This is a genomic window from Verrucosispora sp. ts21 (assembly GCF_002879555.1).
GTDB classification, from domain to species: domain Bacteria; phylum Actinomycetota; class Actinomycetes; order Mycobacteriales; family Micromonosporaceae; genus Micromonospora; species Micromonospora gifhornensis.
The window spans coordinates 82,601-108,570 of sequence record NZ_PNOZ01000003.1 but is presented as its reverse complement, the minus strand read 5'-3'; the positions used below and the strand labels follow the sequence as shown (position 1 = coordinate 108,570).

Annotated in this window: 24 protein-coding genes; 11 read left to right on the top strand and 13 right to left on the bottom strand. The window is 72.6% G+C overall.

Features of this window, described 5'->3' with window-relative positions; genetic code table 11:
- The first annotated feature begins 28 nt into the window (after positions 1-28).
- The 3 genes from kamE to C1A38_RS02010 are packed head-to-tail and all read left to right on the top strand — an operon-like array spanning position 29 to position 2,504.
- Positions 29-784 carry a lysine 5,6-aminomutase subunit beta gene (kamE, locus tag C1A38_RS02020; protein WP_204290979.1) on the top strand — a complete coding sequence of 252 codons (756 nt, stop codon included), beginning with the start codon at positions 29-31 and terminating at the stop codon, positions 782-784.
- A complete protein-coding gene (gene kal / locus C1A38_RS02015) occupies positions 784-1,176 on the top strand; it encodes a 3-aminobutyryl-CoA ammonia lyase (protein ID WP_102656159.1) in 393 nt (130 codons plus the stop codon). Before kamE ends, kal begins: the two co-directional genes overlap by 1 nt.
- A complete protein-coding gene (locus tag C1A38_RS02010; RefSeq protein ID WP_102656117.1) occupies positions 1,173-2,504 on the top strand; it encodes a glutamate mutase L in 1,332 nt (443 codons plus the stop codon). Before kal ends, C1A38_RS02010 begins: the two co-directional genes overlap by 4 nt.
- A gap of 404 nt (positions 2,505-2,908) precedes the next feature.
- On the opposite strand, the gene C1A38_RS02005 is transcribed toward C1A38_RS02010, so the two are convergent.
- Positions 2,909-3,508, bottom strand: a complete 600-nt coding sequence (locus C1A38_RS02005; protein ID WP_043720873.1) for a helix-turn-helix domain-containing protein — start codon at positions 3,506-3,508, stop codon at positions 2,909-2,911.
- A 51-nt stretch (positions 3,509-3,559) separates the two neighbouring features.
- On the opposite strand from C1A38_RS02005, the gene C1A38_RS02000 reads away from it, so the two are divergent.
- From C1A38_RS02000 to C1A38_RS01985, 4 genes are all read left to right on the top strand, one after another.
- Positions 3,560-5,140, top strand: a complete 1,581-nt coding sequence (locus C1A38_RS02000) for an FAD-dependent oxidoreductase (protein ID WP_102656158.1) — start codon at positions 3,560-3,562, stop codon at positions 5,138-5,140.
- A gap of 52 nt (positions 5,141-5,192) precedes the next feature.
- The gene (gene lnt, locus C1A38_RS01995) at positions 5,193-6,809 is read left to right on the top strand and encodes an apolipoprotein N-acyltransferase (protein ID WP_102656116.1); all 1,617 of its coding nucleotides are present in this window, start codon (positions 5,193-5,195) and stop codon (positions 6,807-6,809) included.
- Positions 6,810-6,841: 32 nt separating this feature from the next.
- Positions 6,842-7,645 carry a polyprenol monophosphomannose synthase gene (locus tag C1A38_RS01990; RefSeq protein ID WP_102656115.1) on the top strand — a complete coding sequence of 268 codons (804 nt, stop codon included), beginning with the start codon at positions 6,842-6,844 and terminating at the stop codon, positions 7,643-7,645.
- Between the two features lie 90 nt (positions 7,646-7,735).
- On the top strand, positions 7,736-8,284 hold the full coding sequence (locus tag C1A38_RS01985; RefSeq protein ID WP_013733839.1) for an FxsA family protein: 549 nt from the start codon (positions 7,736-7,738) through the stop codon (positions 8,282-8,284).
- A gap of 60 nt (positions 8,285-8,344) precedes the next feature.
- Here the strand turns inward: C1A38_RS01985 and C1A38_RS01980 are convergent, their stop codons facing one another.
- The 5 genes from C1A38_RS01980 to C1A38_RS01960 all read right to left on the bottom strand — a co-directional run bounded on the left by C1A38_RS01980 (position 8,345) and on the right by C1A38_RS01960 (position 15,168).
- Positions 8,345-8,686 (bottom strand): RNA polymerase-binding protein RbpA, encoded by a 342-nt coding sequence (locus tag C1A38_RS01980; protein ID WP_007070998.1) that lies wholly within the window; start codon positions 8,684-8,686, stop codon positions 8,345-8,347.
- A 282-nt stretch (positions 8,687-8,968) separates the two neighbouring features.
- A complete protein-coding gene (locus tag C1A38_RS01975) occupies positions 8,969-10,189 on the bottom strand; it encodes a coiled-coil domain-containing protein (RefSeq protein ID WP_102656114.1) in 1,221 nt (406 codons plus the stop codon).
- 12 nt (positions 10,190-10,201) lie between these two features.
- Positions 10,202-11,239 carry a LacI family DNA-binding transcriptional regulator gene (locus tag C1A38_RS01970; protein WP_232510813.1) on the bottom strand — a complete coding sequence of 346 codons (1,038 nt, stop codon included), beginning with the start codon at positions 11,237-11,239 and terminating at the stop codon, positions 10,202-10,204.
- On the bottom strand, positions 11,236-13,680 hold the full coding sequence (locus tag C1A38_RS01965) for a beta-glucosidase family protein (protein ID WP_102656113.1): 2,445 nt from the start codon (positions 13,678-13,680) through the stop codon (positions 11,236-11,238). The genes C1A38_RS01970 and C1A38_RS01965 overlap by 4 nt, the downstream gene beginning before the upstream one ends.
- Positions 13,681-13,950: 270 nt before the next feature.
- Positions 13,951-15,168, bottom strand: coding sequence for an ROK family transcriptional regulator (locus C1A38_RS01960; RefSeq protein WP_102656157.1), 1,218 nt, complete (start codon positions 15,166-15,168; stop codon positions 13,951-13,953).
- 373 nt (positions 15,169-15,541) lie between these two features.
- Between C1A38_RS01960 and C1A38_RS01955 the strand changes: the two genes are divergently transcribed.
- Positions 15,542-17,542: a beta-galactosidase gene (locus C1A38_RS01955; protein WP_102656112.1), complete on the top strand. Its 2,001-nt coding sequence runs from the start codon at positions 15,542-15,544 to the stop codon at positions 17,540-17,542.
- A 3-nt stretch (positions 17,543-17,545) separates the two neighbouring features.
- On the opposite strand, the gene C1A38_RS01950 is transcribed toward C1A38_RS01955, so the two are convergent.
- The gene (locus tag C1A38_RS01950; protein ID WP_102656111.1) at positions 17,546-18,196 is read right to left on the bottom strand and encodes a LysE family translocator; all 651 of its coding nucleotides are present in this window, start codon (positions 18,194-18,196) and stop codon (positions 17,546-17,548) included.
- 145 nt (positions 18,197-18,341) lie between these two features.
- Here C1A38_RS01950 and C1A38_RS01945 point away from each other — a divergent pair, with 145 nt between their 5' ends.
- Positions 18,342-18,809 carry a DnaJ family domain-containing protein gene (locus tag C1A38_RS01945; protein WP_102656110.1) on the top strand — a complete coding sequence of 156 codons (468 nt, stop codon included), beginning with the start codon at positions 18,342-18,344 and terminating at the stop codon, positions 18,807-18,809.
- A gap of 4 nt (positions 18,810-18,813) precedes the next feature.
- Here C1A38_RS01945 and C1A38_RS01940 read toward each other — a convergent pair whose 3' ends face one another.
- The 5 genes from C1A38_RS01940 to C1A38_RS01920 form a co-directional block, all read right to left on the bottom strand.
- A complete protein-coding gene (locus C1A38_RS01940; protein ID WP_102656109.1) occupies positions 18,814-19,773 on the bottom strand; it encodes a DMT family transporter in 960 nt (319 codons plus the stop codon).
- 56 nt (positions 19,774-19,829) lie between these two features.
- A complete protein-coding gene (locus tag C1A38_RS01935; protein WP_102656108.1) occupies positions 19,830-20,543 on the bottom strand; it encodes a DUF8817 family protein in 714 nt (237 codons plus the stop codon).
- Positions 20,544-20,966: 423 nt separating this feature from the next.
- Positions 20,967-21,434: an HNH endonuclease gene (locus tag C1A38_RS01930; RefSeq protein WP_102656107.1), complete on the bottom strand. Its 468-nt coding sequence runs from the start codon at positions 21,432-21,434 to the stop codon at positions 20,967-20,969.
- 72 nt (positions 21,435-21,506) lie between these two features.
- Positions 21,507-22,289: an FkbM family methyltransferase gene (locus tag C1A38_RS01925; RefSeq protein ID WP_102656106.1), complete on the bottom strand. Its 783-nt coding sequence runs from the start codon at positions 22,287-22,289 to the stop codon at positions 21,507-21,509.
- A gap of 55 nt (positions 22,290-22,344) precedes the next feature.
- Positions 22,345-23,895 carry an ArnT family glycosyltransferase gene (locus C1A38_RS01920; RefSeq protein WP_102656105.1) on the bottom strand — a complete coding sequence of 517 codons (1,551 nt, stop codon included), beginning with the start codon at positions 23,893-23,895 and terminating at the stop codon, positions 22,345-22,347.
- A gap of 85 nt (positions 23,896-23,980) precedes the next feature.
- Between C1A38_RS01920 and C1A38_RS01915 the strand changes: the two genes are divergently transcribed.
- Positions 23,981-24,451 (top strand): MarR family winged helix-turn-helix transcriptional regulator, encoded by a 471-nt coding sequence (locus C1A38_RS01915; RefSeq protein ID WP_013733853.1) that lies wholly within the window; start codon positions 23,981-23,983, stop codon positions 24,449-24,451.
- Positions 24,452-24,460: 9 nt separating this feature from the next.
- Here the strand turns inward: C1A38_RS01915 and C1A38_RS01910 are convergent, their stop codons facing one another.
- Positions 24,461-25,342, bottom strand: a complete 882-nt coding sequence (locus C1A38_RS01910) for an alpha/beta fold hydrolase (protein ID WP_102656104.1) — start codon at positions 25,340-25,342, stop codon at positions 24,461-24,463.
- Positions 25,343-25,446: 104 nt separating this feature from the next.
- On the opposite strand from C1A38_RS01910, the gene C1A38_RS01905 reads away from it, so the two are divergent.
- On the top strand, positions 25,447-25,950 hold the full coding sequence (locus C1A38_RS01905) for a CGNR zinc finger domain-containing protein (protein WP_102656103.1): 504 nt from the start codon (positions 25,447-25,449) through the stop codon (positions 25,948-25,950).
- Positions 25,951-25,970 lie beyond the last annotated feature (20 nt).

Below are 25,970 nucleotides of genomic sequence, written 5' to 3'. Positions count from 1 at the left end.
CAGCGAGGGCCGTGCGGGCCTGCACGGCATGAGTGAGAAGACGGTGGTGCGGCCGTACGGGGACACCACTGGTGACGGCATGGTGCAGGTGTCGTTCACGTTGCCGGTGCCGCATGACAAGCGGGCCGAGGGCGCGGCGGTGCAGTTGGCCAACAAGATGGGCATGGATCCGGCGATGCTGGTGCACGCCAAGCCGATCGGTGACGGGTTCACGTTCTTCGTGGTGTACGGGCGGGTGAACCATCTGGTGGACCTGGCGAAGGTGCAGGTGGTGGAGCGCGATTTTCCGCTGCTGAGTGCCAAGGAGGTCAACGCGGTGGTGAAGCGGCGGTTGCGTCGCAAGTTGTCGGTGGTGGGGGCGTGCATCGGTACGGACGCGCACACGGTGGGCATCGACGCGATTCTCAACGTCAAGGGCATTGCCGGTGAGAAGGGCCTGGAGTACTACCGGGAGTTGAAGGTGACGAACCTGGGTGCGCAGGTGAGTGTGCCGGAGCTGGTCGAGGCGGCCCGGCGGGAGCGTGCCGACGCGGTGCTGGTGTCGCAGGTGGTGACGCAGCGCGATGCGCATCTGCACAACACGCGGGAGATGTCGGCGGCGTTCCGGGAGGCGATGCCGGCGGGGCGGCGGCCGTTGCTGATCGTCGGTGGGCCGCGGTTCGACGAGTCGATGGCGGCCGAGCTGGGGGTGGATCGGATCTTCGGTCGGGGGACGACGCCGGGTGAGGTGGCCAGTTACCTGGTCCATGCGTTGCTCACGGACACGAACAAGAGGGTGAAGTGATGTCTGATTCGCGGGTCGGGTTGTCGGTGACGCACCGGCGGTACGTGCCGTATTCGCATGCCCACTATGCCGGTGATCTGGTCGACGGGGCGTACGCGTTGGGGTTGTTCGGTGATGTGGCCACGGAGGTGTGTATCCGCACCGACGGGGACGAGGGGTTGTTCGCGTCCTATTCGGATGTGCAGTTCCGGGCGCCGATCCGGGCGGGGGACGTGCTGGAGGTGGTGGCGACGGTGACGCGGGTCGGTACCCGTAGCCGGACCCTCGATTTCGAGGCGCGGGTGGTGTGTCGGGGGCGGCCTGATCGGGGTGGGTCGGCGGCGGCGGTGTTGGCGGAGCCGGTGGTGGTGGTGACGGCGACCGGCACGGTGGTCGTTCCGCCGGTGGCGTGAGGGTCGCGGTCTGCGCCGACGTCGGTTCGACGTTCACCAAGGTGCTGGTGGTGGATCTCGACGGCGGTGGGTTGGTGGCGTCGGCGTCGGCGCGTACGTCGGTGGACACGGATGTGCTGCACGGCCTGGAGGCGGCGGTCGGGTCGGCGTTGACGGGCCTGGGGGCGCGGGATGTGCCGTGGTTTGTGTGTTCGTCGGCGGGGGGTGGGTTGCGGCTGGCGGTGGTGGGTTACGAGCCGCTGGTGACGGCGCAGGCGGGTCGGCGGGTCGGGTTGTCGGCGGGCGCGAACGTGGTGCATGTGGCAGCCGGGCGGCTCGGTCGTGGTGAGTTGACGGCGTTGCGGGCGGCCCGCGCGGATGTGGTGCTGCTGGTCGGTGGCACTGACGGTGGGGATGCCGAGACGTTGCTGCACAACGCAACCCGGCTGGCGCGGGCCCGGTTCCGGGTGCCGGTGGTGGTGGCGGGCAACGCGGATGTCCGGGACGAGGTGCAGGGGTTGTTGGCGGCGGCGGGGGTGCCGGTGACGGTGGCCGACAACGTGTTGCCGCGGATTGGGGTGTTGGCGCCGGCCTCGGCGCGGGAGGCGATCCGGCAGGTGTTCCTGCGGCATGTCATCGGTGGTAAGCGGTTGTCGCGGGGACGTCGGTTCGCCGGCCTGGTGCGGGCGGCGACTCCGGATGCGGTGTTGACCGGGGTGGAGGCGTTGGCCGAGGTGGCCGGTGGTGATCTGGTGGTGGTGGATGTGGGTGGCGCGACCACGGATGTGTATTCGGTGTTGACGCCGGACGAGCGGGCCAGTGGGCCGGGTCGGGAGGTGGCGGGGTCGTTGTGGCGGGCCCGCACGGTCGAGGGTGATCTGGGGATGCGGTGGAGTGCGCCGGGGGTGGTGCGGGCCGCGGTCGAGGAACGGCTGGTGGGGCAGGCCGAGCGGGACGAGTTGGCGTCGGCGGCGGCGCGGCGGGCCGCCGATGCGGGGTTTCTGCCGGCCGATGCGGCGGGGCGGGCGGTGGATGCGCGGATCGCGGCGTTGGCGGCGACGGTGGCGGTGCGTCGGCATGCCCGTGGGGTCGGTACGGGGGAGCGGTCGGGGCGGGATCTGCGGGATGTGCGGCTGCTGGTCGGGTCGGGTGGGGTGTTGCGCCACGCCCGGGACAACGAGGCGGGCGGTGTGCTGGACGCGGTGTTGACCGATCATGCCGGTGGGTGGGCGGTGCCGCGGGCGGCGCGGCCGGTGGTCGATGTGGACTACGTGTTGGCGGCGGCGGGTCTGCTGGTGGGGGAGTATCCGGTGGCGGCGCGGGGGTTGCTGCGGTCGCTGCTCGGTTGACCGGCTGCACCGTGCGGGTGGTGTGCGACACGCCGATGTGTGGTGACGACTCGGCGGTGGTGGGTTGACAAGGGCGGGGGTGGCCCACGTACCGTCTTTGAGTCCTACCACGGGAAGTGGCTGTTGTTCGCTTCGTCCCTTCGTCCGCTGGCCGAGCGACATGTTGTTGCGGCGGCCAGGTCCAGCGGGCGGGGGTCGGCGGGGCGGCGCGAACCGGCCGCGGTTACCGGTGTACGGGCAGGGTGAGGTGCACGGCCAGTAGACAACGGCCCGACGGGGACAGCCAGTCACCGTCGTGTCGGTCCGAAGGTCGGCGTGCCGCACTCTCGCCCCACCGGCCGGGAAGGGGCCTGGGAGCATCGGGGCGCGGCGCACGCCGCGCCCCGACTTGGTGTGGTGGTCGGTCAGCCGGTCGCGGGTCGGGCCCGCACGTGCAGGCGTTCGCCCTGCGGGCCGAACAGGTTGAGCACCTCGGCGGTTTCGGGGCCGGGGTTGCTGATGTGGTGCGGGGTGCGGGTGTCGAACTCGGCCACCTCGCCCGGTTCGAGGATCAGGTCGTGCTCGCCGAGTTGCAGTCGCAGCCGGCCGGAGAGCACGTACAGCCATTCGTAGCCTTCGTGGGACTGTAGTTGCGTCTCGGTGGGGCTGTGCGGGGGCAGGATCTGTTTGAAGGCTTGCAGGCCGCCGGGGCGGCGGGTCAGCGGCAGGAACGTGGTGCCGTGGCGGACGATCGGGCGGGGGTGTACCCGGGGGTCGCCGACGGCGGGTGCGCCGACAAGTTCGTCCAGCGGCACCTGGTGGGCGCGGGCCAGGGGCAGCAGCAGTTCCAGGGTGGGGCGGCGTTGTCCGGATTCGAGCCGGGACAGGGTGCTCACCGAGATGCCGGTGGTGTCGGCGAGTTCGCTCAGGGTGGTGCCGCGGTTCTTGCGCAGGGCCCGCAGGCGGGGACCCACCGCCGCCAGCACCGCCTCGTTGTTTGCCACAACGGCAACAATACTTGTCATCTCCGGTGGTGCGGGTGGATGGTGACGCACGGAACCAACGAGGGAGCGGACATGGACGACAGGTACGACGTGGTGGTGGTCGGTGGCGGGGCCGCCGGTCTGGCGGGGGCGTTGACGCTGGCCCGGGCACGCCGTTCGGTGCTGGTGGTCGACGCCGGTGAGCCGCGTAACGCCCCGGCCGCCGGGGTGCACAACTACCCGGGTCGGGAGGGCATGCCGCCGGCGCAGTTGGCGGCGATCAGCCGCGACGAGGTGGCCGGTTACGGCGGGCAGCTGGTGACCGGGCGGGTCACCGGTGTCGACCGCGACGGCGACGAGTTCACGGTGACCGTCGACGGCGGGCGTACGGTGCGGGCACGACGGCTGCTGGTCACCACCGGTCTGGTCGACGAGTTGCCGCCGCTGCCGGGGCTGGCGAAGCGGTGGGGACGTGACGTGCTGCACTGCCCGTACTGCCACGGGTGGGAGGCGGCCGACAGACGTATCGCGGTGCTGGCCACCGGGCCGCTGGCGGCACACCAGGCGCGGCTGTGGCGGCAGTGGAGCGCCGACGTGCTGCTTCTGCTGCACCACGAGCCGGCGCCTGACGCGGAGGAGGCCGAGCGGCTGGCCGCGCTGGGGGTGGCCGTGGTGCCGGGCCCGGTGGCCGAGCTGACGGTCGACGCCGACCAGGTCACCGGGGTGCGGCTGGCCTCGGGGGAGCACGTGGAGTGCGACGTGCTGGTGGCGGGTCCGAAGATGACCGCCCGGTCGGAGTTGCTGGGGTCGTTGGGGTTGGCGGCGGAGCCGGTGGAGATGTTCGGGCATGTGCTCGGTGAGCAGGTGCCGGCCGGGCCGTCGGGGGCCACCTCGGTGCCGGGGGTGTGGGTGGCCGGCAACGTCGCCGACCTGTCGGCGAAGGTGATCCGCGCGGCCGGGGCCGGGATCACCGCCGCGGCGGCGATCAACGCGGACCTGATGGAGGAGGACACCCGGCAGGCGGTGGCGCGGCACCGCCGCGTGCGAGAGGAGGCGTTCACCGAGGCCGGCTGGGAGCAGCGGTACCAGGAACGGCCGGCGGTGTGGAGTGGCCGACCCAACCCGCAGCTGGTGGCCGAGGCGGCGGAGTTGACGCCGGGGCGGGCGCTGGATGTGGGCTGCGGTGAGGGGGCCGACACGGTGTGGCTGGCCGAACGGGGTTGGCGGGTCACCGGGGTGGACATCTCCAAGACCGCCCTGCAGCGGGCCGCGCAGCACGCCCGCGAGGTGGGTGAGCAGGTCGCGCAGCGCATCGAGTGGGTGCACACCCACCTGCTGCGCGGCGAGCTGGACGAGGGGGCGTACGACCTGGTGTCGGCGCAGTTCATGCATCTGCCGCCGCAGCCGCGGCGGGAGCTGTATGCGCGGCTGGCCGCCGCGGTGGCGCCCGGTGGGCGGCTGCTGATCGTCGGGCATCACCCGCAGGATCTGCGGTCCACGGCGCACCGCATGCACTACCCGGAGATGATGTTCACCGCCGAGCAGGTCGCCGCCGACCTGGACCCGCAGCAGTTCGAGGTGCTGGTGGCGCAGACCCGCTCGCGTGGCGCGGTGGACCCGCAGGGCCGCGACATCGTCGTGCACGACGCGGTGCTGGTGGCCCGCCGGATGTGAGTCGGCCGACCGGCGGCGTCACCGCCCCGATGGTCCCGGTAGCCTTCGGCGGGTGACCGTGCCCGACTCGCCCGTGACGACCGTGGACCCTGTCGCCGCAGCCACCCCGCCATCGCGCCTGTCGCCGGTGCGTCTGCCGGTGGCGCTGGCGATGGCGGTGGCCGCCGGGTTGGCGTTGCTGCTGGCCTTCCCGCCGTACGGGTGGTGGCCGTTGGCCCCGGTGGGGGTGGCGCTGCTGGCCGCGGCGACGCACCGGCGGCGGCTGCGCGCCGGCGCCGGTCTGGGGTTCGTGACCGGTGTGGCGCTGTTCGCGCCGTTGCTGGCGTGGACGAACCTGCACACCGGCTACCTGCCGTGGGTGTTGTTGTCGCTGTTGCAGGCCGCATATCTGGCGTTGTTGGGTGTGGCGACGGCGTGGGTGTCGCCGCTGGTCGACCGGTTCCCGCCGGTGTGGCCGGTGGTGACCGGTGTGCTGTGGGTGGGTCAGGAGGCGCTGCGTGACCGCACCCCGTTCGGTGGGTTTCCGTGGGGGCGGCTGGCGTTCGGTCAGGACGGTTCGCCGCTGCTGCGCCTGGCCGCCCTCGGCGGTGCCCCGCTGGTGACGTTCGCGGTGGCGGTGTCCGGTGGGCTGCTCGTCGCCGGGCTCTGGTGGTTGGCCCGGGCCCGTCGGCAGCCCACCGCGGCACCCCGCTGGTGGGTGCCGGCCGCCGGGGCCGGGGCGGCCGTGCTGGTGCTGTTCAGCACCGCGTTGCTGGTGCCGCTGGGCGGGTCCGCACGCGGTGGCAGTGTCACCGTCGCCATCGTGCAGGGCAACGTGCCGCGGCTGGGGTTGGACTTCAACGCCCAACGGCAGGCGGTGCTCGACAACCACGTCGACGCCACGATCGAACTGGCCGCCCAGGTGGCCGCCGGTGCGCGGGAGCAGCCCGACCTGGTGGTGTGGCCGGAGAACTCCAGCGACATCGACCCGCTGCGCAACCCGGCCGCCGGCGCCCGCATCTCGGCCGCCGCCGACGCCGTCGGCGTGCCGATCCTGGTCGGGGCGGTGTTGAGCGGGCCGGAGCAGGGGCAGGTGCGCAACGCGGGGCTGCTGTGGCGTCCGGGTACCGGCCCCGACCTGGAGCAGCTGTACATCAAGCGGCATCCGGTGCCGTTCGCCGAATATGTGCCGATGCGCGACATCGCCCGGATGGTCAGCAAGCAGGTCGACCGGGTCCGCGCCGACTTCGTGGCCGGCACCGAGGCGGGTGTGGTGCGTACCCCGGCGGTGGTGCTCGGCGACGTGATCTGTTTCGAGGTCGCCTACGACGGGCTGGTGCGGGACACGGTGACCGGTGGGGCGCAGTTGCTGGTGGTGCAGACCAACAACGCCACCTTCGACGTGGCCGAGGCCCGTCAGCAGTTGGCCATGGTGCGGTTGCGGGCCGTCGAGCACGGTCGTCCGGCGTTGATGGCCTCCACGGTCGGGGTGTCCGGGTTCGTCGCCCCGGACGGGCGGGTAAGCGATGCGACCGGCTTCAACACCCGCGCGGTCGTGGTACGGCAGCTGACGCTGACCGAGGGGCGCACCCTGGCCACCCGGATCGGGATGCTGCCGGAGGTGCTGCTGGCCGGGCTGGCCGTGGCTGCGCTGGCCGGCGCGGCGGTGCTGCGGCGGCGCCCCGGCTAGACCCGCGGGCCGGCACGAGGGAGGCAGCGGTGATGCAGGAGACCATTCGTCCGGCGATAACCGAGGTGCCTGGGGTGGGCCGGGTGCTGGTGGTGATTCCCACCTTCAACGAGGCCGACAACGTCTCGGCGATCGTGGGTCGGGTCCGGCGGGCCGCCCCGCAGGTGGAGGTGCTCGTCGCCGACGACAACAGTCCTGACGGCACCGGGGCCATCGTCGAGGACCTGGCCCGCGCCGACGCTCAGGTGCACGTGCTGCACCGCGAAGGCAAGCAGGGGCTCGGCGCGGCGTACCTGGCCGGGTTCGCGTGGGCGCGGCAGCGGGGCTTCGACGCGGTGGTGGAGATGGACGCCGACGGGTCGCACGATCCGCGGGATCTGCCCGCCCTGCTGGCCGCGGCCGTCGACGCCGACGTGGTGATCGGGTCGCGGTGGACGCGGGGCGCGCGGGTGGTCAACTGGCCGCTGCGGCGGCTGCTGTTGTCGCGGGGCGGCAACCTGTACGCGCGGCTGGCGTTGGGGATGCCGGTGGCCGATGCGACAGGCGGTTACCGGGTCTACCGGTCGAGCCTGCTGGACCTGCTGGACCTGGAGTCGGTGTCCTCGCAGGGCTACTCGTTCCAGGTGGAGTTGTGCCGGTTGGCGCATCGGGCCGGGGCCCGCATCGCGGAGGTGCCGATCACGTTCGCGGAGCGGGAACGCGGCGCCAGCAAGATGAGTCCGCTGATCGTGGTGGAGGCGTTGTGGCGGATCACCGGGTGGGCGGTGGACGACAGGCGCACGGCGGTGCGGCGGGGGTGGCGGGCGGCCACGGCGGGGCAGGCGCGGTGGCCGTGAGCCGGGTCGTGTCATGCTGGAGGTACGCAGACGGCTGCGCCGCACCGGCCAGCCGCGTACGTTGACACGCCATGCGGCGGATGGGGTGATATGCGCCGGTCACTGCGGTTCGTACCGTTGGCCCTGCTGGTGTCCGTGGTCGCGGAGCTGGCCGTGTTCGTGCTGGTGGGCCGGGCGATCGGCTTCGGCGCGGCGACCCTGCTGGTGTTCGCGGCGTCGCTGCTCGGCATGGTGCTGCTGCGGCGGGAAGGCATCCGCGCCTGGCGGGGTTTCCGGGAGGCCGCGCAGTCCGGTCGGCCGCCGGGACGGCAGGTGACCGACGGGCTGGTGGGGTTGCTCGGCGCGTTGCTGCTGGCGACCCCGGGCCTGGTCAGTGGCCTGGTGGGGGTGGTGTTGCTGGTGCCGCCGGTGCGGAAGGTGGCGCGCGGCGGGATGCAGCGGGCCGCCGAGCGTCGGGTGTCGTCGATGACCGCCGGTGACCTGTTCGGGCCGCGTCGGGTGCGGGTGTACCGGGGTGCGCCGCAACCGGGCGAGGCGGGCCGACCGGAGCCCACCGGTCCCGCCGCACCGCCCCCGCCGGTCGCGCCCGTGGTCGACAACGGTCAGGCCATCGAAGGTGAGATCGTCGAGCCACGCTGACGAGACAACGAACGACGCCCCCGGGAGTGGATCTCCCGGGGGCGTCGCTTGTCGGACGGGTCAGGCGCGACCGCGGCGGGTGCGTACCTCCTGAAGCCGCTCGGCGAGGATGTCCTCCAGTTCGGCGATCGAACGCCGCTCCAAAAGCATGTCCCAGTGGGTACGCGGCGGCTTGGCCTTCTTCTGCTCCGGCTCGGTGCCGTCGACCAGCCGGGCCACGCTGCCGTCGAACTTGCATTCCCAGGTGGTGGGCACCTCGGCGTCGACGGCGAACGGAACCTCGAACTGGTGGCCCTTGGCGCACAGGTACTCGCGGGTCTGCCGCGGCGCGAGCTCCGTGTTGCGATCGGATTCGTAGCTGACCGCGCCCAGTCGGCTACCGCGCAGCATGCGCTCGCCCATGATCGACTTCCCCTCTTCGGTGGTGCTGGTCCTGTCGGTGTAACGGTCCGCCGTCGCCGGGCCATTCCCCACAGCCACGCCTCGACGGCCCGCTACCCGCGGGTGCACGGTCAAGGGTAACCGGCCACGGCATGTGCCCGGCGGGGTCCGCCCCGGCCGGGTCGTGCGGCCCATCGCCGCCGTCAGCGCAAATCCTAGCCCGCCGCCCCACCGCACCGGCGTAGCGCCTCGCCACCTTCACCCCGAAACCCTCCCCGACCGGGCGCGCGAGGGGCTGCGTGGCTAGCCGGTGGGGGCGCGCCGGGTCAGCGCGGTGGCCAGCTCGGCGACCTGACCGGCGAGCTGGGCGACCCGCTCCCGGGCATCGTCGCGGTCGCTCTCGGCCACCCGCAGCCGCTGCGTCAGCTCGCCGATGCGGCTGTCGGCGGCCGCTGCCGCCTCCCGTACGGCGGCCAGGTCGGCGCGCAGGGTGTCGGCGAGGGCGACGGCGGCGGCCAGGTCGGCGCGCAGGGTGTCGGCGAGGGCGACGGCGGCGGCCAGATCGACGCGCAGCGAATCGGTGTCGGCGATCGCCGCGGCCAGGTCGCCCCCGACCTGCCGGGCCGTGGCCTGGGCCCGCTGCCGGTCCGCCTCGGCCTGCGCCCGGGCCTGCTGCGCCTGGTCGAGGTCGACGCGAACGGCGGCCAGCCGCGTGGTCGCCTGCTCGGCGTCGGTACGGGCCTGGGCCAGTTCGGCCCGCACCTGCTGTTCCTGCCTGCGGACCTGCTCCACCTCGGCGTGCAGCGCCTCGATGCGTGCCGTGGCCTCCGCGGCGACCCGGTCGGCGCGGTGCGCCTCGGCGCGGGCGGTGTCACGTTCGGCGACCAGCGTGGCGGTGCGACGTCGCTCGGCGTCCAGGTCGGTGCGGGTGGCCGCCACCTGTGCGCGGACGTCGTCCAGGTCGGTCTGCGCCTGCGCGCGCAGCGCCTCGGCGGCGACCGCGGCCCGACGGGCCTCGTCCCGGTCGGTCTGCGCCTGCTCGGCCCGCGCATCGGCGGCCGCCGCCTGCTGCGCGGCCCGGTCGGCGTCGACGCGGGCCGCATCGCGTTCGGCGGTGGTGGCCTGCGCCTGCCGGCGGTCCCGCTCGGCCAGGGCCGCGGCGTCCTCGGCCGCCCGCACCGCCTCGTCGCGTTCGGTCTGCGCCGCGGCGACCGCACCGGCCGTCTCCGCCCGTATCTGCGCCAGCTGCCGTTCCACCCCGGCCGGGGACAGTTCGGCGTGCAGGGCCTCGGTCAACGTCTGCACGATCTGGTCGAGTCGGTCCACCGCCTCCCAGGTGCGGGCCACCTGACCGGGCAGGCCGGGGGCGTTGCGGTGACGCATCCGGCTGTTGCGGGAGGCGCGCTGGCAGGCGCCGTCGTTGTCCCGGCAGTAGCGGAAGGGTCGGCCCGCGCCGGCCCGTTGCGGCACGTCGGCACCGCAGTGGGCGCAGGGGCGGGTGTCGGTGGCGGGCTCGGCGTCCATCGAACGGGCAGTCTAGTGGCCGGGGCGGGCGGTGCTGTCGCGCACAGTCAACCGTGGCGGCAGCAGTGTGACCTCCGGCACCGGCTCGTCGCGGAGTTTGCCCATCACCAGCGACACCGCCTGCCGGCCGATCTCCTCGGCGGGCACCGGCACACAGGTCAACCGGGGACTGGCATGGTCGGCGAACTGGTCGGGGCAGACCGCCACCACCGACACGTCGTCGGGCACCCGGCGACCCGACGCGGCCAGGGCCGCCTGCATCGGTGCGACCGCCGCCTCGTTCTGCACGATCAACGCGGAGATGTCCGGGTGGCGGGCGAACAGCCCGGCCACCCGGTGGTGGACGTCGGCGGCGTTCTCCTCGCAGGGCATGGTCACCGCGTCGACACCGTGGCGGGCCGCCGCCTCGATCACCCCGGCGCGGGTACGGTGGGCGAACCCGGTGCCCCGGTCGTAGACGGCCCCCGGAGCGCCGAGCAGGGCGATCCGTCGGTGACCGAGGCCCGCCAGATGCTCCACGCACAACTGCCCGGCCCGGTGGAAGTCCAGGTCCACACAGGTCAGCTCGCTGGTGTCGGCGGGCAGCCCGATCAGGACGCTGGGTCGGCCCAGCTGCCGCAGCAACGGCACCCGTACGTCGTGCAACTCCACGTCCATCACCAGCACCCCGTCGACCAGGGCACCGGCGGCGATACGGCGCAGCCCTTCCGGACCCTCGTCGGAGGTGAGCAGCAGCACGTCGTGGTCGTGGCGGCGGGCCGAGGTCACCACGGCGGTGGCGAACTGCATCACCACCGGCACCTGGATGCCCGAGCGCAGCGGCAGCACCAACGCGATCACGTTGGACCGGCGGCTGGCCAACGCCCTCGCCCCGGCGTTCGGGTGGTAGCCGAGCACCCGGATGCTGGACAGCACCCGGCTGCGGGTCACCTCGGAGATGGCCCGTTTGCCGCTGAGCACGTACGACACGGTGCTCACCGCGACACCCGCGTGGCGGGCCACGTCGGCGATGGTCGGCTGCCCGGACGCCACCCGTCCGCGCCCGCTCACCGCGCCCCGCTCGTGCTGGACAGCCGCGACGCACACGGCAGCGTCTCACCGCGTACGGCCACGGTGCCGGTGAGCCGGACGTCGGTCGCGGAGCGGCCCACCAGCACACTGTGGGTGGCGTCCTCCACCACCAGGCGGCCCTGGTCGGCGTCCCACCAGCTCAGCTCCGCGGTGCGCAGCCGCAGGGTGACCGTGCGGCACTCGCCGGGCGCCACCGTCACCCGGGCGAAGTCCCGCAGCTGACGCAACGGCTGCTTGACCCGGGAGCGACGCTGCCGGGTGTAGAGCTGCACCACCTCCTCGCCGACCCGCTCGCCGGTGTTGGTGACGTCCACGCTCACCTCGACCTCCGCACCGGCCGGCACCGCCGTCGCGCTCAGGCGCAGGTTGGTGTAGTCGAAGTCGGTGTAGGACAGGCCGTGTCCGAACGGGAACAGCGGCTCACCCCGGTGGTACAGGTAGGTGAAGTCGGCGCCGATCACGTCGTAGTCGAGCAGGTCGGGCAGTTCGGCGGTGTCGGCGTACCAGGTCTGGGTGAGCCGGCCGGCCGGTTCGGCGTCGCCGAGCAGCACGTCGGCCAGGGCGTTGCCGTGTTCCTGTCCACCGTGCGCGGACCACAGCACCGCCGGCAGGTGCTGCTCGGCCCAGCCGATCGCGTACGGGTAGCTGCTGGTCACCACCAGCACGGTGCGTGGGTTGGCGGCGTACACGGCCCGCAGCAGCGCCTCCTGGCGGGCCGGCAGGGCCAGGTCGTCCCGGTCCTCGGTCTCCCGGCCGTTGACCATCGGATGGTTGCCCAGCGCCACCACCGCCACGTCGGCGGCGGCGGCCAGCGCGGCGGCCTCGGCGGCCCCGTCGACCCCGACTTCGATCACGAAGGCGGTGGCGGCCTGCGGTCCGTCGCCGTCGACCCGCAGCAGCCCGTCGGCGTCGACGGTGACGTACCGGTCGGTGGCCAGGTGCCGCAGCAGCACCGTGCCAGCGGGCAGCGGGTCGAACTGGAAGGTCTCCCGTACCACCCAGCCGCCCGGCCCCGGGCGGTCGTTGACCAGGACGCCGTCGTCGTCGACGCCGACGTGTCGGCCGTTGCCGACGGCCCGCAACGCCACCGTGTCCCGTCCCCAGTCGAACACGTCGAACCAGGCCGGTTCGACGTCGACACTCAGCGGGCCACCGTCGGCGTCGTCCGGGCAGCCGACGTAGCGTCCGGCCACCCGCAACGCGATCCGGTCGGCGCCGGCATGGGTGCTGACCTGCGGCAGCCGCGCGGCCAGCGCGTCGTGCAGGGTCACCGCGTACGGCAGGGTGCCGCTGTACCAGTCCTCGTACACGGTGTCGGCCAGCGGGCCGAGCACGGCGATGCGCGGCGGCGCGGTCAGGGGCAGCAGGCCGTCGTTGCGCAGCAGCACCACGCACTGGCGGGCGGCTTCCCGGGCCAGTCGCCGGTGCGCCGGGCAGTCGATCACGTCGGTGCCGGTGACGTACGGGTCGGTCTCCGGTGGGTCCAGATCACCCAGGCGGGAGCGGAGGGTGAGGATCCGGCGTACCGCCCGGTCGACGTCGGCCACGCTGATCAGTCCTCGACGCAGCGCCTCGGTCAGGCGTTGCCGGGTGGGGGCGCTGTCGGTGTCGTCCTCGGTGAAGCTGTCGACGCCGGCCCGCAGGGCGGCGGCGAATCCGCTGACGTGGTCGGGCAGGTGGCGTTGCACCCCGGCGAGGTTGCTCACCGCACCCGCGTCACCGACGACCAGCACCTCACCCGGCGCCCAGCGACGTAACTCGGCCTCGATCAGCGGGCTCAGGTGCGCCGGCACCCCGTCGACCAGGTTGTAGGAGGCCATCGCGGCGACCGCCGCGCCGGCGGCGATGGGGGCCCGGAACGCGGGCAGTTCGTATTCGTGCAGCACCCGGGGTGGCAGGTCGCTGGAGGTTGTGGCCCGGTCGGTCTCGTTGTTGTAGGCGAGGAAGTGTTTGACCGTGGGGGCGGTCCGCAGCCGCTGCGGATGGTCACCGCGCAGCCCGTGGGCGTACGCGGTGGCCAGCGTCCCGGTCAGCCACGGATCCTCCGACCAGCCTTCCTCGTTGCGTCCCCAGCGGGGGTCGCGCAGCGGGTTGACCACCGGCGCCCACACGTTGAGGCCGACGCGCTGCGGGTCGGCGTGATGCTTGGCGCGTACCTCCTCGCCGACGGCGACGCCGACGGCCCGCACCAGGTCCGGGTTCCAGCTGCTGGCCAGGCCGATCACCTGGGGGAAGACGGTGGCCGGGCCGAGCCAGGCGACACCGTGCAGCGCCTCCGTGCCGGTGCGGAAGCCGGGCAGGCCGAGCCGGGGCACCGGCGCCTGCCACTGGTGCAGCAGGCCGATCTTCTCCGGCAGGGTCAGCGCGGCGACCAGGTCGTCGACGCGTGTCTGGTGCGGGGGCGTACTGCGGTCGGTCATGGTGGTTCGCCTTCCAGTGCCCGGCACGCCGGGAGTCGAAGCGCTTCGACGACCGATGGCCGAGCGGCGTCGCAGGTCAGGGTGGGATGACGGTCGTCGGCCCGGACGCTGGTGAAGCGCTTCGACAAACCGTGGAAAGCAAGCCGCCCCGGGTGCCCGAGCGGAGCGGCTCGCTTCGAGGTTGGCACCCGGCACGGGTCCGGTCAAGACTCGGCGCAGGGTCGGACGCGGTGCTCCGTCGAGCACCCGGATCGGGCGGCGTCGCCGGGGTCAGCGCCCGGGCAGGCGTCCTGCCTCGACGGCGGCCAAGGCGGCGGTGGCGCCACCCAGGGCCGCCGCGGTGTCCAGGATGGAGGCGTCCAGCCGGCAGCCACCGGCGCCGGGTGCGTGGGCGCGGGTGGCCAGCCCGGATCGGGCCGCGGGCAGCAGCCAGGGGGCCAGGGTGGCGAGGTGGTCGCCCACCACCACCGCCTCCGGATTGAGCAGGTCGACCAGGACGGCCACCCCCTGCCCGAGGTGCCGGCCGACCTCGGCCAGCCCGCTGAGCACGGCCGGGTCGTCCTGCCGGGCCAGCGCCACGATCCGCTGCAACTCCGGCAGGTAGTCGGTGACCGGGCCGTCGGCCTCGACGTCGGGCAGCAGCCGGCTGACCACCGCGGGCAGGCCGACCAGGGCGCTCAGGCAGCCCCGGCCGCCGCAGAAGCATCGCGGGCCGCTCGGGTCGAGGCACAGGTGGCCGATCTCGCCGGCGAAGCCGCGCCCGCCGCGCAGCAGCCGTCCGTCGGCGATGATGCCCGCGCCGACGGCGATGCCGCCGGTCAGGTGCACCAGGTCGGCGGTGCCGGCGTGCCCGCCGTGCCGCTGTTCGGCGATGGCGGCGAGGTTGGCGACGGTGTCGACGCCGACGGTGAAGGCCGGTTCCCGCAGCGCGGCACGCAGTTCGGCGGCGACGGGCACCTCCCGCCAGCCGAGGGCGGTGGCCACCGGCACCGTGCCGGCCGAGTCGACAAGCCCCGGCACGCCGACGGTCAGACCCAGCACGGTACGGCCCTGCGCGCCGACCCGGCCGATCGCCCGACGGGCCAGCACGGCCAGCGCCCGTAGCGTCTCGGTGGGGGAGGCCGTGCCGGCGGCGAAGGCCCGCCGCCAGGTCAGCAGACGGTTGCCGGCCAGGTCGATGGCGACCGCGACGAGTTCGTCGGCGCCGATCTGCAGGCCGAGGGCGGCGTACGGCTCACCGTCGAGCACGAGCATCGTCGCGGGGCGGCCGACCCGGTTCTCGGTCAGCCCGGTCTCGCGGATCAACCGCTTGTCGATCAGCTCGGCCACCAGGCTGGAGACGGTGGCCTTGTTCAGGCCCGTGTGCGCGGCGATGTCGGCCCGGGAACACGGGGCGTGCAGACGGACGTGTCGCAGCACGACCGCCCGGTTGGCGACCCGCACGTCACCGAGGTCGGTCGGCTGCGGCTCGCTGTGGATGCTGATCACGATCTGCCCGCTCCCTGCGCCGGTGTCACGGCGTGCGTCCATCATCGCGTACGGCCGTGGCGGGCCGGGCACGCCGCCGGCCGCGCTGGCACTTGCCTGCCCTGGGACAGATCACCGTCGATCGGTCTATTGGATTGGAAACCCAACTAATGCTAGTCGGGGCGCCGGAGGCGGCAAACTCCCTTCCGCTGTGCCGGTTCCGGCCGGTCCCTGCGGTGGACCGACCCACCGCAGGCGGTGCCGACAGTTTCTTTAACTTTCCAACGAACTGTCAACGAGTTGCCGCCATCCCGGAAGTATCGGCCGGGTTTGACATGGGCAGAGTCCATCCCTAGTTTGGACGGATCTCAAACTAAATGGGCGGGTGGGTGGCATGTTCAGCGACGGCCGACTCTGCTTCGGCGGGGACTACAACCCGGAACAGTGGCCGGCGTCGGTGTGGGCCGAGGACGTCGCGTTGATGCGCCAGGCCGGGGTCAACCTGGTCACCGTCGGCGTGTTCGCCTGGTCCCGCCTGGAACCGGCCCCCGGCCGGTACACCTTCGACTGGCTCGACGAGGTGCTCGACCTGCTGCACGCCGGCGGCATCCGCGTCGCCCTGGCCACCCCGACGGCCTCCCCGCCGCCGTGGTTCTCCGCGGCCCACCCGGGCGCCCTGCCGGTCACCGCCGACGGCGTACGCCTGCACCACGGCAGCCGGGACACCTACTGTGCCGCCGCACCCGCCTACCGTACGGCGGCCCTGGCCATCGCCGGCGCCCTCGCCGACCGGTACGCCCACCACCCGGCCCTGGCACTGTGGCGCGTGCACAACGAGTACGGCACCACCTGCCACTGCGAACACACCGCCCGCGCGTTCCGCCGCTGGCTGGCCGACCGGCACGGCGACCTCGCCGCCCTCAACGACGCCTGGGTCACCAGCTTCTGGAGCCAGCACTACAGCGACTGGACGCAGATCAGCACCCCCCGCGCCACCCAGTACCTGGCCAACCCCGGCCAGCTGCTCGACTTCCGTCGCTTCTGGTCGGACACCCTGCTGGCCGCGTACCGCGAACAACGCGACCTGCTGCACGCCGCCAACCCGGCCATCCCGGTCACCACCAACTACGTGCTCGGCGACTGGGTACCGGTCGACCACGCCCGCTGGGCCGGCGAGGTGGACCTGGTCGCCGTCGACCACTACCCGTCGGCGGTCGACATCGGCGCAGAGGAACAGACTGCCCTGGTCGGCGACCTGGCCCGAGGCTGGGCGCGGCACGGCAGCCGCCACCGTGGCGACGCGACGTCGGCCTGGCTGTTGATGGAAAGCGCCCCCCACCAGATCCACACCACCGGTCGGGCGCACACCAAGGAACCCGGCCGCATGACCCGACACAGCCTCGCCCACGTCGCCCGCGGCTCGCAGGGGGCGATGTTCTTCCAGTGGCGGGCCCCTGTCGGCGGCGCCGAACGCTTCCACTCGGCGCTGGTGCCACACGCCGGCCCGGACAGCCGGGTCTTCCGCGAGGCAACCGCCCTCGGCGCCGCCCTGCACCGACTCGCCGAGGTCGACGGGCAGGTCGAGGCCGGTGTGGCGTTGGTGGTGGACGCGGCGAGCGGGTGGGCGCTGCGCCACCCGGGTATGCCCTCGGACCGGCTCGATCACCAGCAGGAGACCGCCGCCGCCCATCGCGCCCTCTGGCACGCCGGCTACGGCTGCGACATCGTGCTGCCCGGCGACCCGCTCACCGGATACCGGCTGCTCGTCCTGCCCGCCCTCTACCTGACCGACGACGACACCGCCCAGTGGGTCGGCGAGTACGTCACCGGCGGGGGACACCTGCTGGCCACGTACCTCAGCGGGGTCGCCGACGAACACGCCCGGGTGCGACTCGGCGGCTACCCGGGCGCGCTACGCGACCTGCTCGGCGTGCGGGTCGAGGAGTTCCATCCGCTCGCCGCCGACGACCAGGTGCGGCTGAGCGACGGCGGGACCGGGCGGATCTGGGCCGAGACGCTACGACCCACCGGCGCGCAGGTGATCACCGCGTACGCCGGTGGGGTCCTCGACGGCCAGCCGGCGATCACCCGGCACCGGGCCGGCTCCGGGACCGCCTGGTACGTCTCCACCCGACCCGACGACGCCACCTATCGCCGCCTGCTCGACGAGGCGGCCCGGTCGGCCGGCCTCACCCCGGTGTGCCCGGACGCACCGGCCGGCGTCGAGGCGGTCCGCCGCCGTGCTGCTGCGCATGGCGGTTGGCTGTTCCTGTTCAACCACACCGACACCCCGCAACGGGTTCCGGCCCGCGGCACCGACCTGCTCACCGCGACCGCGGTCGACGAGGCGGTGCAGTTGCCGCCCGGCGGCGTCGCCGTGCTGCGCGAACACTGAAGGTCAGGGCGCGGCCACCGCGGCGTGCGAACGGTCGGCGGCGATGCGTACGGCCAGTGCCGCCAGCACCGTACCCATCACCAGCCGCTGCGCGCGCAGCCACATGGGCCGTCGGCCGAGGAACCCGGCGATGCTGCCGGCGGTGAGCACGATCAGCCCGTTCACCGTCAACGCCACCGCGATCTGGGTCGACCCGAGCAGCAGGCTCTGCACCGCCACCGCACCCCGGCTCGGGTCGATGAACTGCGGCAGCAGCGACACGTACAAGATGGCGATCTTGGGGTTGAGCAGGTTGGTGACCAGGCCCATGGTGAACAGCCGACGGTTCGGGTCGGCCGGCAGCGGCGTCGGGGTGAACGGCGAATGCCCACCCGGGCGCACCGCCTGCCACGCCAGCCACAGCAGGTATCCCGCACCGGCCACCTTCACCGCCGTGTACAGCGCCGGCACCAGCACGAACACCGTGGCGATGCCGGCCACCGCGGCGGCCAGGTAGACCGCGAAACCGGCCGCCACCCCGAGCAGCGAGATCAACCCGGCGCGCCGCCCCTGGGTCACCGACCGCGACACCAGGTAGACCATGTTCGGCCCCGGAGTCAGCACCAGCCCCAGAGCAACAAGCGCGATCCCGACAATTCCGGCAGTACTCACCATCGTCGTACACCCCCCGTCTTCGTCGGGGAGCCTAGTGCCGCCCTGGTGCGGCTCGACGGACGACTCGCGGAATGCCGACGGACGCGGTGACGCTGTGCATCGGGTACCCGTGGTCGCGTTACCGTGAGGTGGGGGAGGTGGCGGAATGGACAGCTGGCAGGCGTCGGTCGAAGCACAGATCCGCTCGGCCCAGGAACGCGGCGAGTTCGACAACCTGCCCGGTGCCGGCAAGCCGATCCCCGGCCGTGGCCTGCCCTACGACGAGTCCTGGTGGATCAAGAGCTTCATGGAACGCGAGCAGGTGCCCACCGATCTGCTGCTACCCACCCCGCTGCTGCTGCGCCGCCGCATCGAGCAGCTGCCCGCCGAGGTGCGTGACCTGCCCACCGAAGGGTCCGTGCGGGCCTGCGTCGCCGCTCTGAACGAAGAGATCATGGCGTGGCTGCGTAACCCGTCCGGCCCGCGGGTGGTGGTGCGTCCGGTGAACGCCGACACGGTGGTGCAGCGCTGGCAGGCCGACCGCCGAGCCGCCCGTACCGCCTCGCAGGCCGCTGCCGACGAGACGCCGCCGCCGCGCAGGCGTACCTGGTTCCGCCGCCGCCGCGCCGGCTGACCGCCTACGACCCGACGCCCGCCGCTGCGGCGGACCGATCGCGCTCCGACGGCGCTCCGTCCTGACGGCGGGTCCGGCGTAGTTGGAGGACGGCGACGGAGGAGAGCACCAGCACGCCGCCGAACAGCTGTACCGGGGTCAGGGACTCGCCGAGGACGAGGGTGGCAAGTGCGGCGGTGACCACCGGCTCGAAGGTGGACAGGATCGCCGCCGTCGACGGGCCGGTGCGTTTGAGCCCGGCGAAGAAGGTGAGCATCGCCACGACGGTGGAGACCACGGCGATGCAGGCCAGCCAGAACCATCCCGACGGCCCGAACCCGAGGTCGACGCCGCCGGTGAGCACGGCGCGGACGCCGAGCGTGCCGGCGGCACCGGTCATCACCAGGACCGTCAGGACCACCGGGGCCAACCGGTGCACCACCGTGTCGGCGATGAGGATGTAGACGGTGTAGGTGACCGCGGAGGCGAACGCCAGCAGCGCCCCGACCGGGTGGAAGCTCACCCCGCCGGCACCGAGCAGCACCAGCAGGGTGCCCGCCGAGGCCGCCACGAGCGCCGCCCCGCGCGCGGGGCTGAGCCGGTCCCGGCCGAGCGCCACCGCCACCACGGTCACCATGACCGGGTACGTGTAGAGGATCAGGGCCAGCAGCGAGGCGTCCATCCGTTGCAGTGCGGAGAAGAACAGGCTCGCCTGCGTGGCGTACCCGACCGCGCCCAGGCCGATGGCGATGGCCAGCACCCGCCCCCGCCTCATCGGCGTCCGCCCGGGCGCGTCGCCGGCGCGCGCACCGGCGTGGCGCAGGCCCGGTCGCACCAGCAGGACCATCGCCAGCAGGACGGCGGCCAGGCTGAAGCGCACCAGCAGCAACGCCCCGGGTGACACCCCGGCGTCGTACGCGAGCTTTCCGAAGATCGCCATCGCGCCGAAGCAGGCCGCGGAGAGAAGACACAGTGCTGCACCCATGCGTGCAATGATCTTGGACGGTGACCCCTCGGGTCCAGCGACGATTCCCGTGGTAGCTAGGGCAGTGCTGCCGTGAGGTCGGTGGCGGCCTCGTACGCGGCAGCAGCCCGGGTGGCGTCGTCCGCGCTCAACGCGACACGCTCGACGCGGGCGAGCATCTCGGCCGCCGTGGGCGGATCGTTCAGGGCCATCGCCACCTCGGCGCGGTAGACGAGCACCTCCACCAACGCGACCGGGTCGTCATCCGGCTCGGGGTGCGCCAACGCGCTGTCAAGGATCCGAGCCGCCTGTCGGGCGTCCCCTCGGGAGTCGGCCTGCACGACGGCGTTCGCCATCGCCTTGCCCAGCCGGCCGGTCGGTGCCGGGGTGGGGGAGGCCGGGGTGTTCTGGAAGATGCGGATCCAGTTGCCGCCGGGGTCGATGACGCTGAAGCCGCTCAGCCCGTCGGCGTTCTTCCGCGCCCGGGGCCGGGTCATCCGCGGCGTCCCGGAGACCAGCACCTTGCCGTACGCGGCGCGCATTCCCGCCGCGAAAGCCCGGTACAGCTGCCCCGTGTCCGAGGTCAGCACGATGCAGGAGCCGTAGGACTGCGCCGGGTCGAACCTCGGGATCTCGAAGAACTGCAGGTTCAGGTCTTCCCGTTGCAACCCCGCGGCCGGGTTGGGTTTGCGCTGCTTGTACGTGGTGTGGAACCCGAGCACCGAGTAGAAGTCGACGATGTCGTCGATCGATGGGCAGGGCAGCAGGGGAATGGTCACTTCGTTCGTCATTCGTCCTTCGTAGCCGTCGGGTCGGGGCGCTCGCACATGGGAATGTCCGCTCGTCGGCCACGGACGACCGAACGGCCGATGTGACGCGAGCGGCGTTGACTCGCAAGCGACGCTCCGCCGTACGTCACAGCGGGGTGCGGCTCCAGCCGGACAGGCGGCGGACCGCCCCTGATCGCTCGTGGCACAGAACGCTCGCTGGAACCACAGGTGGGTGGATCCCCGAAGACGGACCCGGCTCGCATGAATTACTGGATTACTTTGCTCGGCAATCTAATAATTCTCCTCCACAAAGCGGGCATATCGTGCGTGCATCATAATGACTGTTATTATGCGTAAGTAGTTGGGCTGGTGTAGTTGTGGCGCCGACCGAGGATCAGGGTCCGGCAGCGGGGCTTCGACGCGGTGGTGGGAGATGGACGCCAATCAGGACGGCTGGCGTCCGTACGTGGCGCGGGCGTCGGCGACCGTCGCGGCCTGGCGCTCACGCCACCGCTGTTGCGCCTGTCGGTTGCAGACCCGACAGACCCGCCGTAGCCGGCCCGTCACGGGATCGGTCTCCCGGTCGTGGCCGTTGCGGCACCGCGGACGTTGGGCACGTTCCCGGCAGTTGTCCGCGTGGCTGAGCTGACGCAGATGGCTGGGCTCGATGCAGTCCGGGGTACCGCAGTCGTGGTGGACCTCAAAGGTGGGGTCGTAGCCGCCGACGAAGACCACGTACGCGGCGATGTGCGCCCAGGCCCGACCGGCCAGCTTCTGGTACACGCCGCGCTGAGGGCCATAGCCACGCACGACGAGACATCCGTTGTCGGCACGCGTGGAGCGGCTCAGCAGGTAGGCCCGCAGGGTCTCCTCGGTGAAGTGTCGCGACAGCCCGTTGATCTGGGACAGCATCGGTTCATGCTATGGCCCGCCGCCGACAGGTTGCCGTCGTAGCAGGCGGCGCGAACGGCAGCCGGCACACCTCTACCGGTTGGTCGCCGGGACGCAGTAGACGTCGCCGGAGTTGGTCTCGTGCGGCAGCGCGAGCAGGTGCGTGGCCATCTCGGCGGCGTCGACCCAACGGCCGAGGGTCAGCGCCTTGGTGTCGCCGAGGGCCACGTCGAAACCGCCGAAGCCGAGGGCGGCCAGCCGGTCCAGGCAGCGCAGCGCCACCGACCGTCCGATCGTGGTGAACTCGAACGACAGCGCCGGCAGCGGTCGAGTCAGACCGGCGAGCACCGCGTCCTCGAATCCTTCCACGTCGATTTTGGTGAAGGACGGTGTGCCGTGCTCGGCGATCAACGCGTCGACGGTGGTGACGGGTACCTCGATCTGGCCGTCCCAGACCTGGTCCTCCCAGCCACCGGCCCCGGCCGCGGCGGCGACGAAGTCGGGGGAGGCGGTGGAGACTGTCGGGTTGGCGGAGTTGACCAGGAAACCGATCCGACCCGGTTGTGCCCCGCAGGCCGCCGCCACCAGGGTGACCTGGTCGTCGTCGGCGTAGATGGCCCGCAGCGCGCGCAGGCACAGCGGTTGCGGCTCCACGGCGATCACCCGGGCCCCGAGGCGGCGGAAGCTGCCGATGTGGTCGCCCACGTGCGAGCCGATGTCGAACACCAGGTCGCCGGGGCGTACGAAGCGGGCGTAGAAGGCGTCCATCGCCGCGTCGCGCTCCGGGTCGCCGTAGTAGACCTCGAGGGAGCGGTGCAGTGAAGCGGTGGCCGGATCGGCCTTGAGCGCCTCGACCGCGGCAGACTGGAAGCTCATCGCCGCACCTTAACCCGTCCACACCATCGGCCATGGCGCTTCGTTGATGCCACGGTCACCCGCTGTGGCGTACCTCGGTGGCCCAGATGTCGGCCCACGGGCGGCGCAGGCCCCGGCACAGCCAGATCGGTCCGCCGTTCTCGTCGTTGTCCACCGCCACCCGCTGGTCCACCCGGCCAGCCAGGGTCACCTCGGTGAACCACGTACGCAGTTGGTGTGGTTGTTGCCAGCCGACGGCGATCACCACGTCCGCGTCGTCCGGTGGCCGGCCGAAGTCGGCCATGCTGTTGTGCCCGGAGTAGGCGGCGGGCAGGCCACGTTGCGGGCCGTACCGGGCCACCGCGCCGGCCTCGCCGTAGTTGCCGGTGAGGATCACCGCCCGGGCCTGCTCGTCGGCCGGTAGCCGGCGGTGCACGGCGGCGAGAGAGTCGACGAACGCCGGCCAGCCGATGGTCTCGCCGGTGTCGTAGTTGACGGCGACCACGAAGCCGGGCAGCCGGTCGACCGGCAACGCCGGCAGCAGCAGCACCGTGTTGCTGACGGCGGTGAGCACCACGACGGCCGCCAGCAACGCCCGGCGCGCGCGGGCCCGGCCGTGCCGCGCCCACCCGGCGGCCACGACCGCGCCGGCGGCGGTCAGCACCAGCAGCAGCGGGGCGGGGTAGTAGCCCTTGCCGCCGACGAGCAGTACGACACCGACGACGACCAGCCACGCCCAGCCCAGCGCCCGGTACCTGCGCCATGCCGGGCGGCGCAACAGCACGATCAGTCCGATCGACCAGATCGGCACGACGAACGGGCTGATGATCAGGAACTGGAGGATGGCCGCGTCGAGTCGACCGCTGTAGGAGCTGTCCCCGCCGGAGATGGTGGCGGCGACCCCGAGCTGGGGAAATCCGTGGGTCGCCTGCCAGAGCAGGCTCGGCGCGGCGAGCAGCGCGAAGATCCCGGCGGCGAGGAAGACGGCGCGGTCGCGCAGCAGCCGGCGGGGTCCGGCGATCGCCAGCCCGGCGAGCAGACCGACGGCGAGCAGCGCGGGCAGCAGCTTGTTGAGCATGCCGATGCCGAGAACCGCGCCGACGGCCAGCGCCCACCGACTGTCCCCGGTCCGCAGCAGCCGGACCGTGCACAGCGCGGCGGCGAGCCAGACCACCAGGTCGACGGTGGTGGTGCTGAGCAGGTGACCGCTGGCCAGCGTGATGCCCGACGCGCCGCCGAGGGCCGCGGCGAGCAACTGTCCGCCGCGCCCGGCACCGAACTGCCGGGCGATCGCGGCGACCATCAGCACCGCCGCACCGGCCAACAGCGCAGACGGCGTACGCAGGGCGAGCAGGCTGTCCGGCGCGATCGTGTCGACCAGCCGGGCCAGGGCGGGCACCAGCGGCCCCTGGTCCACGTACCCCCAGTCGAGGTGGCGCCCGGCGAGCAGGAAATACAGCTCGTCGCGGTGGTAGCCGTACCGGGGCGCCATGATCAGCAGCAGGATCGTAACCGCCGCGGCGACCAGCCACGGGCCACCGGACCGGGGGCCCGGAGCGGGTGGGCCCGGCCGATGGGGCTGGCCGAGGTCGGTCTCGGGTGCCGTCGACCGCGTCACGGCACCCATTGTCGGTCAGATCGGCCGCCGACGGGTACCCGGTCCGTGATCGAGGCAACGATCCCGGTTCGGAATATGTTGTTAACCTCAGGGCATGACCATCCCGTCGCCGGGGCGCCCGTCGGACTTGATGTTTCTGCTCAGTTGGGCCAGCCACGCCCTGCGCGCGGAGCACGCCGTGGGCCTGGCCGAGCTCGGCATCACTCCTCGGGACCACTGCGTGCTGGCCCGGGCCCGGGCCGGCGGTCTCACCCAGCGGCAGCTCGGTGAGCTCTGCGGGGTGGACAAGACGACAATGGTGGTGACCCTGGATCACCTTGAGGCCGCCGGCCTGGCCCGCCGGGTCCCGTCGCCGACCGACCGACGGGCCCGGCTGGTGGAGGTGACCACGCAGGGCGAGCAGGTGCTCGACCAGGCTCAGGAGATCGCCGCCGGGCTGGAGCAGGACGTGCTCGCCGCGTTGCCGGACAGCGAGCGTGAGGTGTTCCTCAGCGCGGTGCAGCGGCTGGTCGGCGGGCGGCTGTCCCGGGTCAACGCCTGCGGGCCGGCCGGCTCGGTCTGTTAGCGGCGAGTTTCAGGCCGCGATGGTCGCCACCGTCCGGGTCAGGAAGTCCCGGATGTGGCCGGCCGCGGTGTCGAGGTGACTTTCGAGCAGGAAGTGACCGCCTCCGGGCACCAGGCGTATCTCGGCCGCCGGTAGATCGCGGGTGAAGGCGCGTGCGCCGTCCGGGCCGAAGATGAGGTCTTCGGCGCCCCATACGGCCAGCAGCGGCACCTGGCTGTGCCGGAAGTACGCGTGCAGCCGGGGATACAGGGGCGGGTTGGTGGCGTAGTCGCGGAAGAGGGCGAGCTGGGCCTGGTCGTTGCCGGGGCGGTTGATGTCGCGGTGGTCGAACGTCCAGGTGTCGGGGTCGACCAGTTCGGGCCGGTCCACGCCGTGCAGGTACTGCCAGCGGATGGCGTCGAGGCTGAGCGCCTCGCGGACCGCGGGCTCCGTGTCCGGTCCCGGGTTCTTGGCGTACGCCCACACGGGTGCCCAGAACTGTGGGACGAAGCCGTCGTCGTACGCGTTGCCGTTCTGGCTGATCACGGCGGTGACGGCCGCCGGGGTGCGCAGCGCGAGCCGCCATCCGATGGGAGCGCCGTAGTCCTGCACGTAGATGGCGTAGCGGGTGACGCCGAGGTCGGTCAGCAGCGCCTCGGTGAGGTCGGCGAGCGCGTCGAAGGTGTAGGTGAACGTGTCGGCGGGCGGGGTGTCGGAGTGGCCGAAGCCGAGGTGGTCGGGGGCGATGACGTGGAACCGGTCGGCGAGGCGGGGGATCAGGTGGCGGAACATCCGTGAGCTGGTGGGGAAGCCGTGCAGGAGCAGCAGCGTCGGCGCGTCGTGGGGCCCTGCCTCGCGGTAGAAGATGCGGTGTCCTCGCACGGTGGCGTACCGGTGACGAACCTCGACCATGACTAACCCTCTCGACAACTTTTGATGGTTACCTGCACCCAGTGGACCGGATGTCGGGGTAACCTGTCAAGGCAATCAATAGGGTTAGCTGACCGGGTGGGTGGATGATCGACGAAGAGGCGCTACTGGAAGCGCTGAACAGCACTCCGGTGGTGGGCGGCCGACCGCAGGACCGGTGGGCCGACGAGGGCGCACTGCGGCAGTGGGCGCGGGAGCACGGCGGCGCGGATGACGCGCAGGCGATCGAGTGGCTACGTACGGCCAGGGACGTGCTTCAGGTCGCCACGCGCGGCCCGGCGCCGGAGGGGGACCTGCGCCGGATCCTCGCCGACATCCAGCAGGTGCCCGAGGTCGACGGGTCGACCCTGCGCTGGCGGTTGTGCGGGCCGCCCGAACGGATGCTCGCGGTGGAGTTGGTGCTCACCTGGTACGACGTGCAGGCGCGCCACCCCGGTCGACTGCGCCCCTGCGGCAACGACGAGTGCCGCCTGTTCCACCTGGACCGCAGTCGCGCCAACACCGCCCGCTGGTGCTCGATGAAGACCTGCGGCAACCGCTTGAAGGCCCGTCGCCACCAGGAGCGCGCCCGCCGCGAACCGGCGACCTGACCGGCACTTCGAACGCCTGC

What these genes read in the sequence shown, in the direction of transcription:
- kamE (WP_204290979.1), top strand. Translation starts at nt 29, where the DNA reads ATGAGTGAGAAGACGGTGGTGCGGCCGTACGGGGACACCACTGGTGAC.
- kal (WP_102656159.1), top strand. Translation starts at nt 784, where the DNA reads ATGTCTGATTCGCGGGTCGGGTTGTCGGTGACGCACCGGCGGTACGTG.
- C1A38_RS02005 (WP_043720873.1), bottom strand. Translation starts at nt 3,508, where the DNA reads ATGACAAGTATTGTTGCCGTTGTGGCAAACAACGAGGCGGTGCTGGCG.
- C1A38_RS02000 (WP_102656158.1), top strand. Translation starts at nt 3,560, where the DNA reads ATGGACGACAGGTACGACGTGGTGGTGGTCGGTGGCGGGGCCGCCGGT.
- C1A38_RS01990 (WP_102656115.1), top strand. Translation starts at nt 6,842, where the DNA reads ATGCAGGAGACCATTCGTCCGGCGATAACCGAGGTGCCTGGGGTGGGC.
- C1A38_RS01985 (WP_013733839.1), top strand. Translation starts at nt 7,736, where the DNA reads ATGCGCCGGTCACTGCGGTTCGTACCGTTGGCCCTGCTGGTGTCCGTG.
- C1A38_RS01980 (WP_007070998.1), bottom strand. Translation starts at nt 8,686, where the DNA reads ATGGGCGAGCGCATGCTGCGCGGTAGCCGACTGGGCGCGGTCAGCTAC.
- C1A38_RS01975 (WP_102656114.1), bottom strand. Translation starts at nt 10,189, where the DNA reads ATGGACGCCGAGCCCGCCACCGACACCCGCCCCTGCGCCCACTGCGGT.
- C1A38_RS01965 (WP_102656113.1), bottom strand. Translation starts at nt 13,680, where the DNA reads ATGACCGACCGCAGTACGCCCCCGCACCAGACACGCGTCGACGACCTG.
- C1A38_RS01955 (WP_102656112.1), top strand. Translation starts at nt 15,542, where the DNA reads ATGTTCAGCGACGGCCGACTCTGCTTCGGCGGGGACTACAACCCGGAA.
- C1A38_RS01950 (WP_102656111.1), bottom strand. Translation starts at nt 18,196, where the DNA reads ATGGTGAGTACTGCCGGAATTGTCGGGATCGCGCTTGTTGCTCTGGGG.
- C1A38_RS01945 (WP_102656110.1), top strand. Translation starts at nt 18,342, where the DNA reads ATGGACAGCTGGCAGGCGTCGGTCGAAGCACAGATCCGCTCGGCCCAG.
- C1A38_RS01940 (WP_102656109.1), bottom strand. Translation starts at nt 19,773, where the DNA reads ATGGGTGCAGCACTGTGTCTTCTCTCCGCGGCCTGCTTCGGCGCGATG.
- C1A38_RS01935 (WP_102656108.1), bottom strand. Translation starts at nt 20,543, where the DNA reads ATGACGAACGAAGTGACCATTCCCCTGCTGCCCTGCCCATCGATCGAC.
- C1A38_RS01930 (WP_102656107.1), bottom strand. Translation starts at nt 21,434, where the DNA reads ATGCTGTCCCAGATCAACGGGCTGTCGCGACACTTCACCGAGGAGACC.
- C1A38_RS01925 (WP_102656106.1), bottom strand. Translation starts at nt 22,289, where the DNA reads ATGAGCTTCCAGTCTGCCGCGGTCGAGGCGCTCAAGGCCGATCCGGCC.
- C1A38_RS01920 (WP_102656105.1), bottom strand. Translation starts at nt 23,895, where the DNA reads ATGGGTGCCGTGACGCGGTCGACGGCACCCGAGACCGACCTCGGCCAG.
- C1A38_RS01915 (WP_013733853.1), top strand. Translation starts at nt 23,981, where the DNA reads ATGACCATCCCGTCGCCGGGGCGCCCGTCGGACTTGATGTTTCTGCTC.
- C1A38_RS01910 (WP_102656104.1), bottom strand. Translation starts at nt 25,342, where the DNA reads ATGGTCGAGGTTCGTCACCGGTACGCCACCGTGCGAGGACACCGCATC.
- C1A38_RS01905 (WP_102656103.1), top strand. Translation starts at nt 25,447, where the DNA reads ATGATCGACGAAGAGGCGCTACTGGAAGCGCTGAACAGCACTCCGGTG.